The sequence below is a fragment of the Burkholderia paludis genome, from assembly GCF_000732615.1.
GTDB lineage: Bacteria > Pseudomonadota > Gammaproteobacteria > Burkholderiales > Burkholderiaceae > Burkholderia > Burkholderia paludis.
This window is the reverse complement of record NZ_JPGL01000069.1, coordinates 24,852-40,863: the sequence shown is the minus strand read 5'-3', so window position 1 is coordinate 40,863 and position 16,012 is coordinate 24,852. Positions and strand designations below refer to the sequence as shown.

General features: G+C 68.9%; 17 protein-coding genes. 8 read left to right on the top strand and 9 right to left on the bottom strand.

What is annotated here, in order from left to right; all coding sequences use genetic code 11:
* Positions 1-10: 10 nt before the first annotated feature.
* The 5 genes from GQ56_RS0132290 to pyk form a co-directional block, all read right to left on the bottom strand.
* Positions 11-1,207 (bottom strand): 5-(carboxyamino)imidazole ribonucleotide synthase, encoded by a 1,197-nt coding sequence (locus GQ56_RS0132290; protein ID WP_031402585.1) that lies wholly within the window; start codon positions 1,205-1,207, stop codon positions 11-13.
* Between the two features lie 81 nt (positions 1,208-1,288).
* Complete coding sequence (purE, locus tag GQ56_RS0132285) at positions 1,289-1,810, bottom strand: 5-(carboxyamino)imidazole ribonucleotide mutase (protein ID WP_031402584.1); 522 nt, start codon at positions 1,808-1,810, stop codon at positions 1,289-1,291.
* A gap of 213 nt (positions 1,811-2,023) precedes the next feature.
* Positions 2,024-2,914, bottom strand: a complete 891-nt coding sequence (locus GQ56_RS0132280; RefSeq protein WP_031402583.1) for a phosphoribosylaminoimidazolesuccinocarboxamide synthase — start codon at positions 2,912-2,914, stop codon at positions 2,024-2,026.
* Between the two features lie 224 nt (positions 2,915-3,138).
* Positions 3,139-4,203 (bottom strand): class II fructose-bisphosphate aldolase, encoded by a 1,065-nt coding sequence (fba, locus tag GQ56_RS0132275; protein WP_031402582.1) that lies wholly within the window; start codon positions 4,201-4,203, stop codon positions 3,139-3,141.
* Between the two features lie 304 nt (positions 4,204-4,507).
* Complete coding sequence (pyk, locus tag GQ56_RS0132270; protein ID WP_031402581.1) at positions 4,508-5,944, bottom strand: pyruvate kinase; 1,437 nt, start codon at positions 5,942-5,944, stop codon at positions 4,508-4,510.
* Between pyk and GQ56_RS46955 the strand changes: the two genes are divergently transcribed.
* Positions 5,943-6,071, top strand: coding sequence for a hypothetical protein (locus GQ56_RS46955; protein WP_021164118.1), 129 nt, complete (start codon positions 5,943-5,945; stop codon positions 6,069-6,071). The two genes, pyk and GQ56_RS46955, sit on opposite strands and share 2 nt — an antisense overlap.
* 157 nt (positions 6,072-6,228) lie before the next feature.
* Here GQ56_RS46955 and GQ56_RS0132260 read toward each other — a convergent pair whose 3' ends face one another.
* The 3 genes from GQ56_RS0132260 to GQ56_RS0132250 form a co-directional block, all read right to left on the bottom strand.
* Positions 6,229-7,425 (bottom strand): phosphoglycerate kinase, encoded by a 1,197-nt coding sequence (locus GQ56_RS0132260; protein WP_031402580.1) that lies wholly within the window; start codon positions 7,423-7,425, stop codon positions 6,229-6,231.
* 280 nt (positions 7,426-7,705) lie between these two features.
* Entirely contained in the window at positions 7,706-8,029 is a 324-nt protein-coding gene (locus GQ56_RS0132255) for an AzlD domain-containing protein (protein WP_031402579.1), read from the bottom strand.
* Complete coding sequence (locus GQ56_RS0132250) at positions 8,026-8,781, bottom strand: AzlC family ABC transporter permease (protein ID WP_031402578.1); 756 nt, start codon at positions 8,779-8,781, stop codon at positions 8,026-8,028. Before GQ56_RS0132250 ends, GQ56_RS0132255 begins: the two co-directional genes overlap by 4 nt.
* Positions 8,782-8,975: 194 nt before the next feature.
* Here GQ56_RS0132250 and GQ56_RS0132245 point away from each other — a divergent pair, with 194 nt between their 5' ends.
* The 6 genes from GQ56_RS0132245 (at position 8,976) to GQ56_RS0132220 (ending at position 13,533) form a co-directional block, all read left to right on the top strand.
* The gene (locus GQ56_RS0132245; protein ID WP_031402577.1) at positions 8,976-9,899 is read left to right on the top strand and encodes a branched-chain amino acid transaminase; all 924 of its coding nucleotides are present in this window, start codon (positions 8,976-8,978) and stop codon (positions 9,897-9,899) included.
* 50 nt (positions 9,900-9,949) lie between these two features.
* Positions 9,950-10,144, top strand: a complete 195-nt coding sequence (locus GQ56_RS0132240) for a zinc-finger domain-containing protein (RefSeq protein WP_006749970.1) — start codon at positions 9,950-9,952, stop codon at positions 10,142-10,144.
* Positions 10,145-10,284: 140 nt separating this feature from the next.
* Positions 10,285-11,322, top strand: a complete 1,038-nt coding sequence (waaF, locus tag GQ56_RS0132235; RefSeq protein WP_031402576.1) for a lipopolysaccharide heptosyltransferase II — start codon at positions 10,285-10,287, stop codon at positions 11,320-11,322.
* 115 nt (positions 11,323-11,437) lie between these two features.
* A complete protein-coding gene (locus GQ56_RS0132230) occupies positions 11,438-11,884 on the top strand; it encodes a nuclear transport factor 2 family protein (protein WP_006749968.1) in 447 nt (148 codons plus the stop codon).
* 34 nt (positions 11,885-11,918) lie between these two features.
* Complete coding sequence (locus GQ56_RS0132225; protein WP_031402575.1) at positions 11,919-12,956, top strand: hydrolase; 1,038 nt, start codon at positions 11,919-11,921, stop codon at positions 12,954-12,956.
* Positions 12,949-13,533 carry a DUF2946 family protein gene (locus GQ56_RS0132220; protein WP_031402574.1) on the top strand — a complete coding sequence of 195 codons (585 nt, stop codon included), beginning with the start codon at positions 12,949-12,951 and terminating at the stop codon, positions 13,531-13,533. The genes GQ56_RS0132225 and GQ56_RS0132220 overlap by 8 nt, the downstream gene beginning before the upstream one ends.
* A gap of 27 nt (positions 13,534-13,560) precedes the next feature.
* Here the strand turns inward: GQ56_RS0132220 and GQ56_RS0132215 are convergent, their stop codons facing one another.
* On the bottom strand, positions 13,561-15,255 hold the full coding sequence (locus GQ56_RS0132215; protein WP_031402573.1) for a M48 family metalloprotease: 1,695 nt from the start codon (positions 15,253-15,255) through the stop codon (positions 13,561-13,563).
* A 177-nt stretch (positions 15,256-15,432) separates the two neighbouring features.
* On the opposite strand from GQ56_RS0132215, the gene moaC reads away from it, so the two are divergent.
* Positions 15,433-15,921, top strand: coding sequence for a cyclic pyranopterin monophosphate synthase MoaC (gene moaC, locus GQ56_RS0132210; protein WP_031402572.1), 489 nt, complete (start codon positions 15,433-15,435; stop codon positions 15,919-15,921).
* Positions 15,922-16,012: the final 91 nt, after the last annotated feature.

Here is a 16,012-nt window from a genome sequence, read left to right as displayed (position 1 = left end):
GGCCGGCGCCTCAGTCGAGCGGCACGCGCAGCAACTGCGCGCACGCGGTGGCCGCGGCAACGGCTTCGTCGCGCGTCGGTGCCGTGAAGTTCACGTGGCCCATCTTGCGGCCGACGCGCGCCTCTTCCTTGCCGTACAGGTGCAGGTGCGCGGTGGGCATCGCCGCGACCGTGTCCCACGGCGGCGTGACGGCTTCGGCCGCCGCACCGTCCGGGAACCACACGTCGCCGAGGATGTTCAGCATCGCGGCCGGCGAATGCTGGCGCGGGTTGCCGAGCGGCATGCGCGTCATCGCGCGCACCTGCTGCTCGAACTGGCTCGTTGCGCACGCATCGACCGTGTAGTGGCCGGAGTTGTGCGGGCGCGGCGCCATCTCGTTCGCGACGAACGAACCGTCTTCCAGCACGAAGAATTCGACGCACAGCACGCCGACGTAGCCGAGCGTATCGGCGATCCGCACGGCCGCCTGCTGCGCCTCTTCGACGCGCGCGGCATCGGCGGCCGGCGCCGGCACGACCGTCAGCGCGAGGATACCGTTGTGGTGCACGTTCTGGGCGAGCGGGAACGCGGCGGAGCGGCCATCCGCGCCGCGCGCGATCAGGGCCGACACTTCGTATTTCAGCGGCAGGCGCTTCTCGAGCACGCACGGTACGCCGTTCAGCGCCGCATGCGCGTCGCGCGCTTCCCGGGCGGTGCTCACGCGCACCTGGCCCTTGCCGTCGTAGCCGAGGCGCGCCGTCTTCAGGATGCCCGGCAGCACCGCGTCGAGCGCGGCATCGTCGAGCGCGGCGAGCGCCGCCGACGATTCGATCACGACGTGCGGCGCGACGGGCACGCCCGACGCCTCGATGAAGCGCTTCTCCGCGATCCGGTCCTGCGCGACCGCGACGCAGCGGCCGGCCGGCGCGACGAACGTCGTGCGCGCGAGGAAATCGAGGCTCGCGGCCGGCACGTTCTCGAATTCCGTCGACACCGCGTCGCACAGGTCGGCGAGTTCGGCGAGCGCGGCTTCGTCGTCGTAGGCCGCGCGCAGGTGGCGGTCGGCGACCGCGCCGGCGGGGCTCGTCGGATCGGGATCGAGCACAGCGACGCGATAGCCCATCGACTGGGCGGCAAAGCAGAACATGCGGCCGAGCTGGCCACCGCCGACCATGCCCAGCCACGCGCCGGGCAGGATCGGGGAAACGAAATCAGGAGTTGCGGTCATGTCAGTGGTCGGTCGCGGCGGGCGCTGCCCGCCGCAGTGGGGAAGATCAGGCAGCCGCGCCGCGCGGCCGCCGGTGCGCCGTCATTCCAGCGGCGGCAGGACCATCGCGTGCGCGGCTTCGTTCTGGCGCACGCGGAACGCGGCGAGCCGGTTCGCGTAATCGACCGACGTGCCCGACAGGATCGACACCGCGAACAGTGCGGCATTCGCGGCGCCGGCCTCGCCGATCGCGAACGTCGCGACGGGCACGCCCTTCGGCATCTGCACGATCGAGTGCAGCGAATCGACTCCCTTCAGATACTTGCTCGCGACCGGCACGCCGAGCACCGGCACGGTGGTTTTCGCGGCCAGCATGCCGGGCAGGTGCGCGGCGCCGCCGGCGCCCGCGATGATCGCGCGCAGCCCGCGCTCGCGCGCTTTCTCCGCATAGTCGAACATTTCGTCGGGCATCCGGTGCGCGGACACGACCTTCGCTTCGTACGGCACGCCGAATTCCTGCAGGATGGCGACCGCGTGCTTCATCACGTCCCAGTCGGAACTCGACCCCATCAGCACGCCGATAAGCGGCGCGCTGTGCGTGTGGGCAGTCTGAACTTCACTCATTTCGTGGATTCCCTGTCGACCGGAGTTAGCGCTTTAGCGCTTACTCCGGTCCCATGCAAAGCGGTCGACCCGAGTTAGCGCTTTAGCGCTTACTCCGGTCCCATGCAAAGCGGTCGACCGAAGCTGGCCCTTCAGCGCTTGCTCCGATCCCCTGCAAGGCAGTCGACCGAAGCGGGCCCATCAGCGCCTGCTCCAGCCTCCTGCCACGCTCGATCACGCGAGCGACTGGCCCGTGATGCGTTCGAGCGCTTCCTGATACTTGGCGGCCGTCTTCTCGACGACGTCGGCCGGCAGCGCCGGCGCCGGCGCCGTCTTGCCCCACGGCTGCGCCTCGAGCCAGTCGCGCACGAACTGCTTGTCGAACGACGGCGGGTTCGTGCCGACCTGGTACTGGTCGGCCGGCCAGAAGCGCGACGAGTCGGCCGTCAGCACTTCGTCCATCAGGTACAGCTTGCCGTGGTTGTCGAGGCCGAATTCGAACTTCGTATCGGCGATGATGATGCCGCGCGTCGCCGCGTAATCGGCCGCTTCCTTGTAGAGCCGGATCGAGATGTCGCGGATCGTCGCGGCCAGCTCGGTGCCGATGCGGCGCTCGGTTTCCTCGAACGTGATGTTCTCGTCGTGCTCGCCCATCTCGGCCTTCGCCGCCGGCGTGAAGATCGGCTCGGGCAGCTTCTGCGCGTTCTGCAGGCCTTCCGGCAGCTTGACGCCGCACACGGCGCCGCTTGCCTGGTATTCCTTCCAGCCGCTGCCGGCCAGATAACCACGCACGACCGCTTCGATCATGATCGGCTCGAGGCGCTTGACGACCACGCCGCGGCCCTTCACCTGCTCGACCTCGTCGGCCGCGACGACGGCTTCCGGCGCATCGCCCGTCAGGTGGTTCGGCACGATGTGCGCGAGCTTGTCGAACCAGAAGTTCGCCATCTGGTTCAGCACGCGGCCCTTGTTCGGAATCGGCTCGCCCATCACCACGTCGAATGCCGACAGGCGGTCGGTCGTGACGATCAGGAGCTTGTCGTTGCCGACCGCGTAGTTGTCGCGGACCTTGCCGCGACCGAGGAGCGGCAGCGAGCGGAGCGTGGATTCGTAGAGGGTAGACATCGTCTTTTCGCAGATAAGGAGCCAAACAAAAAGGGAAACGCCGTTCCCCGCGGCAGGCGGGAACGGCGGCCTTGCAATACGTCGGCGAACCGGCCGGGCGACGGCGTCCGGGCGGTTGCCGGCCGGCCCTCGTTCGGCCGGACGGAACGGCTGTCGGGGCCGGATCGGATCCGGCAGCCGGGCAGCCAGCCCCGGCCTTTCGGCGGGGCAATCGTACTACAGTCTCAACGCACGACCTGCGCGAGCGCGCCGGACTTGTACTGCTCGGCGATCTTGTCGAGCGACACCGGCTTGATCTTGCCGGCCTGGCCTTCGCAGCCGAACGCGAGGTAGCGGTCGACGCACACCTGCTTCGCCGCTTCGCGCGCCGGCTTCAGGTAGTCGCGCGGGTCGAACTTGCCCGGGTTCTCGAACAGGTAGCGGCGGATCGCGCCGGTGATCGCGAGACGCAGGTCGGTGTCGATGTTGATCTTGCGCACGCCGTGCTTGATGCCTTCCTGGATTTCCTCGACCGGCACGCCGTAGGTTTCCTTCATGTCGCCGCCGAATTCGCGGATCTCGGCCAGCAGTTCCTGCGGCACCGACGACGAACCGTGCATCACGAGGTGCGTGTTCGGGATGCGCGCGTGGATTTCCTTGATGCGCTCGATCGACAGGATGTCGCCCGTCGGCTTCTTCGAGAACTTGTACGCGCCGTGCGACGTGCCGATCGCGATCGCGAGCGCATCGCACTGCGTGAGCTTCACGAAGTCGGCCGCCTGCTCCGGATCGGTCAGCAGCTGCTCGCGGGTCATCGTGCCTTCCGCGCCGTGGCCGTCTTCCTTGTCGCCCTTCATCGTCTCGAGCGAGCCGAGCACGCCGAGTTCGGCTTCGACCGTCACGCCGATCGAGTGCGCCATCTCGACGACCTTGCGCGACACGTCGACGTTGTATTCGTACGACGCGACCGTCTTGCCGTCGGCCTCGAGCGAGCCGTCCATCATCACGCTGGTGAAACCGCTGCGGATCGCGGCCATGCAGACCGCCGGCGACTGGCCGTGATCCTGGTGCATCACGACCGGGATGTGCGGGTACGACTCGACTGCCGCTTCGATCAGGTGGCGCAGGAACGGCTCGCCCGCATACTTACGCGCGCCGGCCGATGCCTGCATGATCACGGGCGCGCCGACCTGGTCCGCCGCCGCCATGATTGCCTGGACCTGCTCCAGGTTGTTCACGTTGAAGGCCGGCAGGCCGTAACCGTGCTCTGCCGCGTGGTCCAGCAATTGACGCATTGATACGAGAGGCATTGTGGAACTCCTTGGAATGAAAACCGGTGCGCCTTGACGCCGGCGCGGCGCTCGCTCCCGGTCGAACCCGGGGTGGCGCGGCGCGGCTGAGCGTCGAATAGCCGCATTTTATCGCGAAGCGCCTCCGATTCCGACCGCCCCGTGGCACCTGCTCGCAATTTGTTACGTTCGCACGGCACAATCCGGGCAAAAAACAGAAAAAAAAGCCGCGCGGGGCGCCAGGCCCCGCGCGGCTTTCGTCTGAAAAACGGTGCCCGATCGAAACCGGACTATCCGGGCAGCCGGCCCGCTGGCCGGCCGGCGCTCAATAGTGTTCGCCGACCCGCACGATCTTCAGCGTATTGGTGCCGCCCGCCTGCCCCATCGGCTCGCCGACGGTCAGCACCACCATGTCGCCGTGCTGCACGTAACCCTGCTTGACGACGATCTCGAGCGCCGCCTGCAGCGCGGAGTCGCGATCGCTGTTGAAGTCGACGTGCAGCGGCGTCACGTTGCGGTACAGCGCCATCGTGCGCTCACTGCCGACGCGCGGCGTCAGCGCGAAGATCGGCACGTGCGTGTAGTGGCGCGACATCCACAGCGCGGTCGCGCCCGATTCGGTCAGCGCGATGATCGCCTTCGCGCCCAGGTGGTACGCGGTGAACAGCGCGCCCATCGCGATCGACTGGTCGATCCGCGTGAACGTGCGATCGAGGAAATCCTTGTCCAGCTCGACCTGCTCGGACTTTTCCGCCTCGACGCAGACGGCCGCCATCGTCTCGATCGTGACGACCGGATACTTGCCGGCGGCCGTCTCGGCCGACAGCATCACCGCGTCGGTGCCGTCGAGCACCGCGTTCGCGACGTCCGACACTTCCGCGCGGGTCGGCACGGGCGCGTGGATCATCGATTCCATCATTTGCGTCGCGGTGATCACGAGCTTGTTCGACTCGCGCGCCATCCGGATCATCCGCTTCTGCAGCGCCGGCACGGCGGCGTTGCCCACTTCCACCGCGAGGTCGCCGCGCGCGACCATGATGCCGTCGGATGCGTCGAGGATGCTCTGCAGTGCCGGGATCGCCTCCGCGCGCTCGATCTTCGCGATCATCTTCGGCTTGATGCCGTAAGGCGCGCCCGCGATGTTCGCCAGCTGGCGCGCCATTTCCATGTCGGTCGCGTTCTTCGGGAACGACACCGCGACGAGGTCCGCGCCGAGAGACATCGCGGTGCGGATGTCTTCCATGTCCTTCGCGGTCAGCGCGGGCGCCGACAGGCCGCCGCCCTGGCGGTTGATCCCCTTGTTGTTCGACAGTTCGCCGCCCACCTTGACGGTCGTGTGGATCTCGTCGCCGAGCACGCGCTCGACGGTCAGCACGATCAGGCCGTCGTTCAGCAGCAGCAGATCGCCCGGCTTCAGGTCGCGCGGCAGTTCCTTGTAGTCGAGGCCGACGCGCTCGTCGTTGCCGAGCTCGCAACCGGCGTCGAGGATGAACGGCTGGCCCGGCGTCAGCGTCGTCTTGCCGTTCTCGAACTTGCCGACGCGGATCTTCGGGCCCTGGAGGTCGGCCATGATCGCGATCTCGCGGCCGACCCTGCGGGCGGCCTCGCGCACCATTTCGGCGCGCTGGCGGTGATCGTCGGCCGTGCCGTGCGAAAAATTGAGCCGCACGACGTCGAGGCCCGCCTGCATCATCTGCAGCAGAATCTCCGGCGAACTGGAAGCCGGGCCGATCGTGGCGACTATCTTGGTGGCGCGCTGCATGAAACTCCTCATCTGGATCAAGGTGGATGCGCTGGGTGAAACGCTGCGAGAGCCGGAAGCGGCGGGCCCAGCGGCGGCCGTTCCGGGGGGCGTGCCGGTGCTTGCGCCCGGCATCGCTTTGTTCTGAATCTCGTGGTGCTGCCCGACCGCGTCGCCGGCGGCCGCCGGTGCGCGCGAGGTGGAGTTCGCCCGCGCGGGCGCGCGTTTGCGCTTGCCCGCGCCGGCCGCCGGCTCCGCTTTCGCGGAGCGCGCGGCCTTCGTCACCCCTGCGCGCGCCGCCACGCTCAGGCCGCCCGCGTTTCCAGCACTTCCACCGCCGGCAGCTTCTTCCCCTCGAGGAACTCGAGGAAGGCGCCGCCGCCCGTCGAGATGTAGCTGACCTGGTCGTGGATGCCGTACTTCGCGATGGCCGCGAGCGTGTCGCCGCCGCCCGCGATCGAGAACGCAGACGATTTGGCGATCGCTTCGGCGAGCGTCTTGGTGCCGTTGCCGAACTGGTCGAACTCGAACACGCCGACCGGGCCGTTCCACACGATCGTGCCGGCCTTCTCGAGCTGGCTCGCGAGCGCCTTGGCCGTATCGGGGCCGATGTCGAGGATCATGTCGTCCGCCTCGATGTCGGCGACTGCCTTCACCGTGGCCGCGGCCGTCGGCGAGAATTCCTTCGCGGTGACGACGTCGGTCGGGATCGGCACCGACGCGCCGCGCTCGCGCGCTTCGTCGATGATCGCCTTCGCCTCGTTGACGAGGTCGGCTTCCGCCAGCGACTTGCCGATCGACAGGCCGGCCGCGAGCATGAACGTGTTCGCGATGCCGCCGCCGACGATCAGCTGGTCGACCTTGCCGGCCAGCGACTTCAGGATGGTCAGCTTGGTCGACACCTTCGAGCCGGCGACGATCGCCACCAGCGGGCGGGCCGGGTTGCCGAGCGCCTTGCCGAGCGCGTCGAGTTCGGCGGCCAGCAGCGGGCCCGCGCACGCGACCGGCGCGTACTTCGCGATGCCGTGCGTGGTCGCTTCCGCGCGGTGCGCGGTGCCGAACGCGTCGTTCACGTACACGTCGCAGAGCTTCGCCATCTTCTGGGCGAGTTCGTCCGAATTCTTCTTCTCGCCCTTGTTCACGCGGCAATTCTCGAGCAGCACGACCTGGCCGGGCGCGACGTTCACGCCGTTCTCGACCCAGTTGGAGACGAGCGGCACGTCGCGGCCGAGCAGCTCGGCGAGACGCTGCGCGACCGGCGCGAGCGAGTCTTCCGGCTTGAATTCGCCTTCGGTCGGGCGGCCGAGGTGCGACGTGACCATCACGGCCGCGCCGGCGTCGAGCGCCGCCTGGATGGCCGGCACGGATGCGCGCACGCGCGTGTCCTCGGTGATGTTGCCCTGGTCGTCCTGCGGGACGTTCAGGTCGGCGCGGATGAATACCCGCTTGCCGGCGAGCTGGCCGGCGGCGATCAGGTCGGTAAGACGCTTGACTTGGCTCATGTTGAACAGATTGAAGTGGTGGATGGGGAAAGGGGGTTCACGCTGGACGTGCGCGGGCTGCCGCAAAAGGGCGCCGGATGCGGCCGTGGCTGGCGGTTCGCATGACGCGCACGGGTAAAAAATCTCGAACGGGCATTCTAGCCGATCCGCCCGGCAGACTGACCCGTGCAGCGGCGAATTCCGCCTATTTGGGATCGCGCGGGGCAACGGACACATTGCCGCAACGCGGCACCGCACGCGTGCGGGCGGCCGGCGCCCGGCAGGTGTGAGCGGCGGCCCATCAGAAGACGAGGCGCAGCACGGTGAACACGAGCATGCCGACGACGATCGTGCCCAGCATGCTGCGCCGCCACAGGAACCAGCCGAGGCCGGCGAGCGCCGCGTAAAACGGATGGTTGGACAGCGCGAACGACAGCCCGGCCGTCGTTTCGAGCACGTCGGGCAGCACGACGGCGACCAAGGCGGCGGCCGGCGCGTAGCGCATGGCGCGCTGCGCGCGCTCGGGCAGCACGGTGCGTTCGCCGCCGATCAGGAACAGCGCGCGCGTGAGGGCCGTGACGACCGTCATCCCGATGATGACGATCCAGATTTCCGTCGCGCTCATTCGCGTTCCCTTTCTTGCACGGTTTCGGTGCGGATGCGCCGCCAGTCGGCCCGCTCGACGAAGAAATCGGTGGAGCAGCCCGCCGCAAGCGCGGCGAGCACCGCGAGCGGCAGCGCGAGCCGGTACGGCAGGTCGAACGCGACGAGCGACACGACGCCCGCGACCGCGACGGCCGCGAGCGTCGAGCGGTTCGCCACCGCCGACACCATGATCGGGATCAGCGCGAGCGTGCCGGCCAGCTCCAGCCCCCAGCTCGCGGGAAAGACGCTCGCGAGCAGGATGCCGGCGAGCGACGACACCTGCCACGACAGCCAGCTCGCGAGCGCCATCCCCCAGAAATACGCTTCCTTGCCCGGCACGCGGCCGTATGCGAAGCCCTGTTTCTGGAACAGCAGGTAGATCACGTCGCCGTTGAAATAGCCGATCGCGAGACGCCGCCACAGCGGCAGGTAGGAAAAATGGGGCGCCAGCCCGGCGCTGAAGATCACGAACCGCGTGTTGACCATCGCCGCCGTGAGCAGCACGGTCCAGATCGGCAGCTTCGCCGCGAGGAGCGGCAGCACCGCGAGCTGCGACGAGCCCGCGTAGACGAGCAGCGACATCGCGCTCGCCTGCCCGATCGTCATCACCGACTTGCTCATCGCGATGCCCGTGACGAGCCCCCACGAGAAAATCGCCATCAGCGTCGGGGAATAGTCGCGCGCGCCCTGGATCAGCGCGAAGCGGTCGGTGGCGGACAATCGAGCGAGCATGGGCAGGCGGGCCGCGGCGGGCGGTTCGTCGGGACGCCGGCGCCTCCTGCCGGTGCGGCCCGTCATTATTGGAATCGGTACCGGACGATTATAGCGCCGCCCCCGCGCGGTCCGACCGGATCGTCGCCAAATGACGCTAAAATGAGCGTCTTTCCGGCTCAACGCTGCATACAACCGCATCCCAGGAGAAATCTATGTCAATGGCCGACCGCGACGGCAAGATCTGGATGGACGGCAAGCTGATCGACTGGCGCGACGCCAAGATCCACGTCCTGACCCACACGCTGCACTACGGCATGGGCGTCTTCGAGGGCGTGCGCGCGTACAAGTCGGCCGACGGCAGCACCGCGATCTTCCGCCTGTACGAGCACACGAAACGTCTGCTGAATTCGGCGAAGATCTTCCAGATGGACGTGCCGTTCGACCGCGAAACGCTCGAAGCCGCGCAGCTCGAGGTCGTACGCGAGAACAAGCTCGAATCGTGCTACCTGCGCCCGATCATCTGGGTCGGCTCGGAAAAGCTGGGCGTGGCCGCGAAGGGCAACACGATCCACGTCGCGATCGCCGCATGGCCGTGGGGCGCGTACCTCGGCGAGGACGGCCTCGCGAAGGGCATCCGCGTGAAGACGTCGTCGTTCACGCGCCACCACGTGAACGTGTCGATGGTGCGCGCGAAGGCGTCGGGCTGGTACGTGAACTCGATCCTGGCGAACCAGGAAGCGACGGCCGACGGCTACGACGAAGCGCTGCTGCTCGACGTCGACGGCTACGTGTCGGAAGGCTCCGGCGAGAACTTCTTCCTGGTGAACAACGGCAAGCTGTACACGCCCGACCTGTCGTCGTGCCTCGACGGCATCACGCGCGACACCGTCATCACGCTCGCGCGGGACGCCGGCATCGAGGTCATCGAAAAGCGCATCACGCGCGACGAGGTCTACACGGCCGACGAAGCGTTCTTCACCGGCACGGCCGCCGAAGTCACGCCGATCCGCGAGCTCGACAACCGCACCATCGGCAGCGGCGCGCGCGGCCCCGTCACGGAAAAGCTCCAGTCGGCGTTTTTCGATATCGTGTCGGGCAAGAATGCGAAGTACGCGCACTGGCTGACGAAGGTCTGAGCGCGCCGCGCCACCGACCGCCCCACAAAAGAGTGATAAGAGAAAGTCTCATGAGTGAAATCAAGGAAATGCCGCTGGTCGAGCTGACGGCCAAGGATCTTCCCGCCTACTGCCCGAACCCGGCCATGGCGCGCTGGAGCGCCCACCCGCGCGTCTTCATCGACGTTTCGCACGGCGAGGCGCGCTGCCCGTACTGCGGCACACGCTACAAGCTGCGCGACGGCGAGGTCGTCAAGGGCCACTGAGCCCCGGCGTCCGGGCCCGTGGGCCCGCCGACCCGCAAGGCGGCGCAGCCGGATTTCCGGCGCGCCGCCGTTCTCCATTCTGGCAACCCGAACGCGGCGCCCGAGCGCCGCGCTTCATCAAGACATCGGAAGTCGACCTGATGCGTCGAGCGCTGGTTATCGCACCGAACTGGATCGGTGACGCATTGATGGCGCAGCCGCTTTTTGCGCTGCTGAAAAAGCTCCATCCCCGCATCGCGATCGATGCCGTCGCACCCTCGTGGGTCGCGCCCGTGCTCGAGCGGATGCCCGAGATCCACGATGTCTACGCGACCGACCTCGCGCACGGCAAGCTGCAGCTGCTGCGCCGCTGGCAGCTCGCGAGCGACCTGCGCGACGTCGGCTACGACGCGGCGTACGTGCTGCCGAATTCGCTCAAGTCCGCGGTCGTCCCGTGGCTCGCGAACATCCCGCTGCGGATCGGCTACACCGGCGAGCACCGCTACGGGCTGTTGAACGTGCGCCACGCGAACCCCGACAAGTCGGGCGAGCGGCCGCCGATGACGACCCACTACGCGGCACTCGCGTACGCGCCGGGCGCGAAGCTGCCCGAGTCGATGAAGACGCTGCCCGCGCCGCGCCTCGACGCCGACCTGAACGAGACGGCGCGCGTGTCCGCCCGTTTCAATCTCGATACGCGCAAGCCGCTCGTCGTGTTCTGCCCGGGCGCCGAATACGGCCCGGCCAAGCGCTGGCCGCCCGAGCATTTCGCGTCGCTCGCCAACATCGTCCACCAGTCGTTCCCATATACGCAGATCGTCGCGCTCGGCTCGCAGAAGGACGCCGCCGCCGCGCAGGCGATCGCCGACCATGCGCCGAACGTACGCAACCTGTGCGGGCAGACGTCGCTGTCCGAGGCGTGCGCGCTGATCGCGCGCGCGAATGCGGTCGTCACCAACGATTCGGGGCTGATGCACGTGGCTGCCGCGCTGCGCCGGCCGCTCGTCGCGTTGTACGGATCGACCGATCCGCGCCACACCCCTCCGCTGTCGGACCTGGCGAAGGTACAATGGCTGCATCTCGAATGCAGTCCCTGCTTCGAACGCGAGTGCCCGCTCGGCCACCTGAAGTGCCTGCGCGAACTCGGTCCCGAGCAGGTATTCGGCGATTTGCGCGGCATGCTCGTCGGGCAGCGCTGACCCTGGCCGGCAGCGTCGCACGACGCGCCGGGCAATCCGATTCACCGGTGTGCGGCGGCCCCATGCGGGCCGCCGTGCTGAATACGGCGCGCGACGCGCGCGAGAGATAACCCCGATGCCACGTTTTGCCCGCCTCTTCGAAGCCGCCGCCGATACGCTGAACGCCTACTACCAGGCCGTCGCCGATGCCAATCTCGACGCGCTGCTGGGATTGTGGATCGACGAGGATTTCGCCAGCTGCGTATGGGCGGACGGCGAGCATCTGCACGGCCTCGACCAGATTCGCAGCGGGCTCGCCAACCGGCTCGCCACGCGCCCCGTGACGATCGAGCCGCTCGACATCCGCGTGTACGACAGCCTCGGCACCGTCGTCTATACGATCGCCGAGGCGCATCAGCAGGCCGACCTGACGGCCGAACCCGACATGGTTTTCGCGACGTACGTGATGATTCACGAACGCGGCGAGTGGCGCATCGCGCATATTCACGCGAGCCCGATTCCCGAACAGGCGGCCGGGCAGTTCGCCGCCAAGATCCGTCATGGTCAGGGCCCGCTGCACTGACGAAAAGACGCAACAACGCATACGCGGGGCGATCATGAGTACGGCTTCTCCGCCCACCTCGCCGCTGACCGGGGCCCCGGCCCCCGACGACGACACACTGCGCTATCGCGCACCGCGCTGGCTGCCCAACAGTCATGCGCAAACCATCGTGCCCGCGCTGTTCGCGCGACGCCCGGTCGTCGCCTACCGACGAGAGCGCTGGGAAACCCCCGACCACGACTTCATCGATCTCGACTGGGTCGCCCATCTCGACAGCGCGGCGCCGCCGCCCGACGCGCCGCTGTTCGTGCTGTTCCACGGCCTCGAAGGCAGCTCCGGCTCGCACTACGCGCTCGCGATGATGGCCGCCGCGCGCGCGAAGGGCTGGCATGCCGTCGTGCCGCACTTCCGCAGCTGCAGCGGCGAGATCAACCGCCAGCCGCGCTTCTACCATCTCGCCGACAGCGCCGAAGTCGACTGGATCCTGCGCCGGCTCGCCGCGCAGCATCGCGGGCCGCTGGTCGCGGCCGGCGTGTCGCTCGGCGGCAACGTGCTGCTGCGCTGGCTCGGCGAGCATCGCAGCGACACGTCGATCCTGCGCGCCGCCGCCGCGATCTCGACGCCGATCGACGTCCACGCGGGCGGCCGCGCGCTGTCGCAGGGGTTCGCGATGGTCTACACGCGCAGCTTCCTGAAGACGCTCAAGCGCAAGGCGCTCGCGAAGCTCGACCAGTACCCGGGGCTGTTCGACCGCGAGGCGATGCTGCAGTCCGTCACGATGCGCGACTTCGACGAGGTCGTGACCGCGCCGCTGCACGGCTTCGCGAACGCGGACGACTACTGGACCAAGGCGACGACGCGGCCGCTGCTGCCGGCGATCGACGTGCCGACGCTGATTCTCAACGCCCGCAACGACCCGTTCCTGCCCGAATCGGCGCTGCCGGGGCCGGCCGACGTGTCGCCGGCCGTCGAGCTCGACCAGCCGGCGGACGGCGGCCACGCGGGATTCATGACCGGGCCGTTCCCCGGCCGTCTCGACTGGCTGTCGGCGCGGGTGTTCGGCTATTGCTCCAAATTCGTCGACCATGGATGACATCGTCAGGCAGGCAATCGCGAAGTGGCCGAACGTGCCGCATTGCACGGGCTGGCTGCTGCTCGACCGGCGCGGCGAGTGGCGGCTGCGCGACGACGCGGCGCAGGCGGCCGGCGAGCTCGGCTCGCCCATCCGGCATGCGGCGCTGAACGCGTTCATCGGCCGCAACTACGAATGCGACGCGCAAGGCCGGTGGTTCTTCCAGAACGGGCCGCAGCGCGTGTACGTCGAGCTTGCCTATACGCCGTGGGTCGTCCGGCTCGCCGAACGCGACGGGGCGCTCACGCTCGCCGACCAGACCGGCGCGCCGTTCGAGCCGGATGCAGGATGGCTCGACGACGCGGGCGGCGTGCTGTTCCGCGCGGCCGGCTCGCCGGCGCGGGTCGCGGCGCTGCACGATCACGACCTCGGGCTGTTTGCCGACCACGCGGATTTCGACGCCGCGCCACCCGTGCTGCGCTGGCGCGACGGCCGCACGCTGCCGCTGGGCAGCATCGCGTGCGCTGACGTGCCCGCGCGGTTCGGCTACGTCGCAAGCCCGGCGCGGCAGGCATGCGACGCGGCCGGCGGCGGCTGACCCGCAGCCCGCCCCGCGCGCAGGCCGCTACCCGCGGCCGTTCTTCTCGTCGTCGCGCTCCTCCTTGTAACGCGCCTCGAATTCCAGCAGCCGCGCGCCGATGATCGACTGCTCGTAGAACGAGACGTCCTTCGTGTCGCGCGCTTCCTTCAGCTGGCGAATGGCCGACGGCCAGGCGCCGTCGAGCGCGAGTTTCTCCGCGAGCGCCCGGCGCCGCGCGAGCACGTCGCCCTTGCCGTCGCTCGCCTTCGCGAGATAGTCCCACCAGTCCGGCTGCTCGGGATCGGCCTTCGCCTGCGCGCGGGCGAGCGCCTGCGCTTCGGCGAAGCGGCGCGCGGCGACCAACGCCTGCAGGTGCGCGACGATCGCCGCGTGCGACGCCGGCCAGCGCCGCTGCGCGAGCGCCGCGAGCCGCACCGCGTCGTCGGTCCGCCCCGCGCGGCGCGCGATCTCGGCGGCCAGCACGTCGAGGCTCGGCGAACTCGTCGCCGGATCGTCCTCGCGCCGCTCGCGCGCCTCGAACGCGGTGCGCGCCGACGCGAGCGCCTTGCCGGCCGCGTCGTATTCGCCGAGCTGCGCGCTCGCGAGCGCGATGCCGTACCAGTTCGCCGCGACGTTCGGCGCCGTGCGATCGTCGATCTCGAACTGCATCCGGCGCGCCTCGGCCGCGATGTCGGTCGGCGCGCGATTCTGCAGGACGCGCAGCCGGGCGCGCACGAAGCCGTACTCGGCCGACTGGCGCGGCTGCCGGTAAGGCGCGCGGCGCGCGCGATCCTCCATGTCGGCGATCCGTTCGCCGGTCAGCGGGTGCGTGCGCGCATAGGCCGGCACGCCCGCATCGCCCATCGACGCGCGGTCGAGCCGTTCGAAGAAGCCCGGCATCCCGTAAGGATCGTAGCCCGCGCCCGCGAGCAGCTGGAAACCGACGCGATCGGCCTCGCGCTCGGCCGACCGCGAGAAACGCAACTGATTGTCCACCGCGTAGGCCTGCCCGCCCACCGCGATCGCGCTGCCGAGGTCGCCGCTTCTCGCGAGCACGCCGGCCAGCACGCCGAGCAGCATCGTCGCGAGCGCCGTATAGCCGGTCTTCTCGCTCGCGCCGATCATCCGCGCGATGTGCCGCTGCAGCACGTGGCCCATCTCGTGGCCGACCACCGACGCGAGCTCCGACTCCGTCTGCGTCGTGACGACGAGCCCGCTGTTGATCCCGATGAAACCGCCCGGCATCGAGAACGCGTTGATCTGCGAATCGCGCACCGGGAACAGGTCGAAATCCGGCATATAGCCGCCGATGAAGCGCGCGGCGGCCGCGGCCGCGAGCCGCGCCGCCATCGCGTTCAGATAGTCGCGCACGAGCCAGTCGTCGAGATAGTCGGGATCGCGCCGCACCTCGCGCATCACGCGCTCGCCGAGCTGACGCTCGGCCCGGGGCGTCAGCGAGCCGCCGGAACCGTCGCCGAGATCGGGCAGTTCGAGCGCGCGAAGCGGCGCGCGCAGGCTCGCGGCCGGCGCCGACGCGCCGCCCGCGCCCGACAACCGGCTCTCCGCGCCGCCGTACGTGCCGAACACGCCGGTCGCGATGCCGGACGGCACGGTGGAAATCGACGGCGCGCCACCGGCCCCCGGCTCGAGCGGCGGCGCGGACGCACGCTGCGCATGGCTGCTCGGCGGCAATGCGAGCACCGCCGACAGCGACACGGCAAGCAACTGTTTGACACGCATGGCAGGATGAAAACGACGCCGTCCGCGCGCCGGGCGCGCATCGCGGCGTTTGGTCTGAATATTCGGGTCATTGTACCGGCGGCGCGGCGACTGTCCCGTGTCGCACGGGCGTCGTCTGCGCCCCCGTCAACGCGGACGCCGCTGCTATGATAGGCGCCCGTTGCAACGGAGCACGACATGTCAGGACTCACCCATTTCGATGCCGCCGGCCATGCGCACATGGTCGACGTCGGCGACAAGCAGGAAACCCGGCGCATCGCGATCGCGCGCGGCACGATCCGGATGCTGCCGGCCACGTTCGCGCTCATCCGCGACGGCAAGGCCAAGAAAGGCGACGTACTCGGCGTCGCACGCATCGCCGCGATCCAGGGCGCCAAGCGCACGGCCGACCTCATCCCGCTGTGCCACCCGCTCGCACTGACGCGCGTGGCCGTCGACTTCGAACTCGACGACGCGCTGCCGGGCGTGCACTGCGTCGTGCAGGTCGAGACGTTCGGGCGGACCGGCGTCGAAATGGAAGCCCTGACCGCCGTGCAGGTCGGGCTGCTGACCGTCTACGACATGTGCAAGGCCGTCGATCGCGGAATGGTGATCACCGACGTGAGCGTGCGCGAGAAACGCGGCGGGAAGTCGGGGGACTGGAAAGCTGAAGACGTGGCGGGTTGAACGCCAGCGGCCGCGACGGCGGCCACTCACGGAGCAACGTCGGCCGTAACGATTGCCCGTTCGAACGATAGAAAACCACAAGAACAGTCAC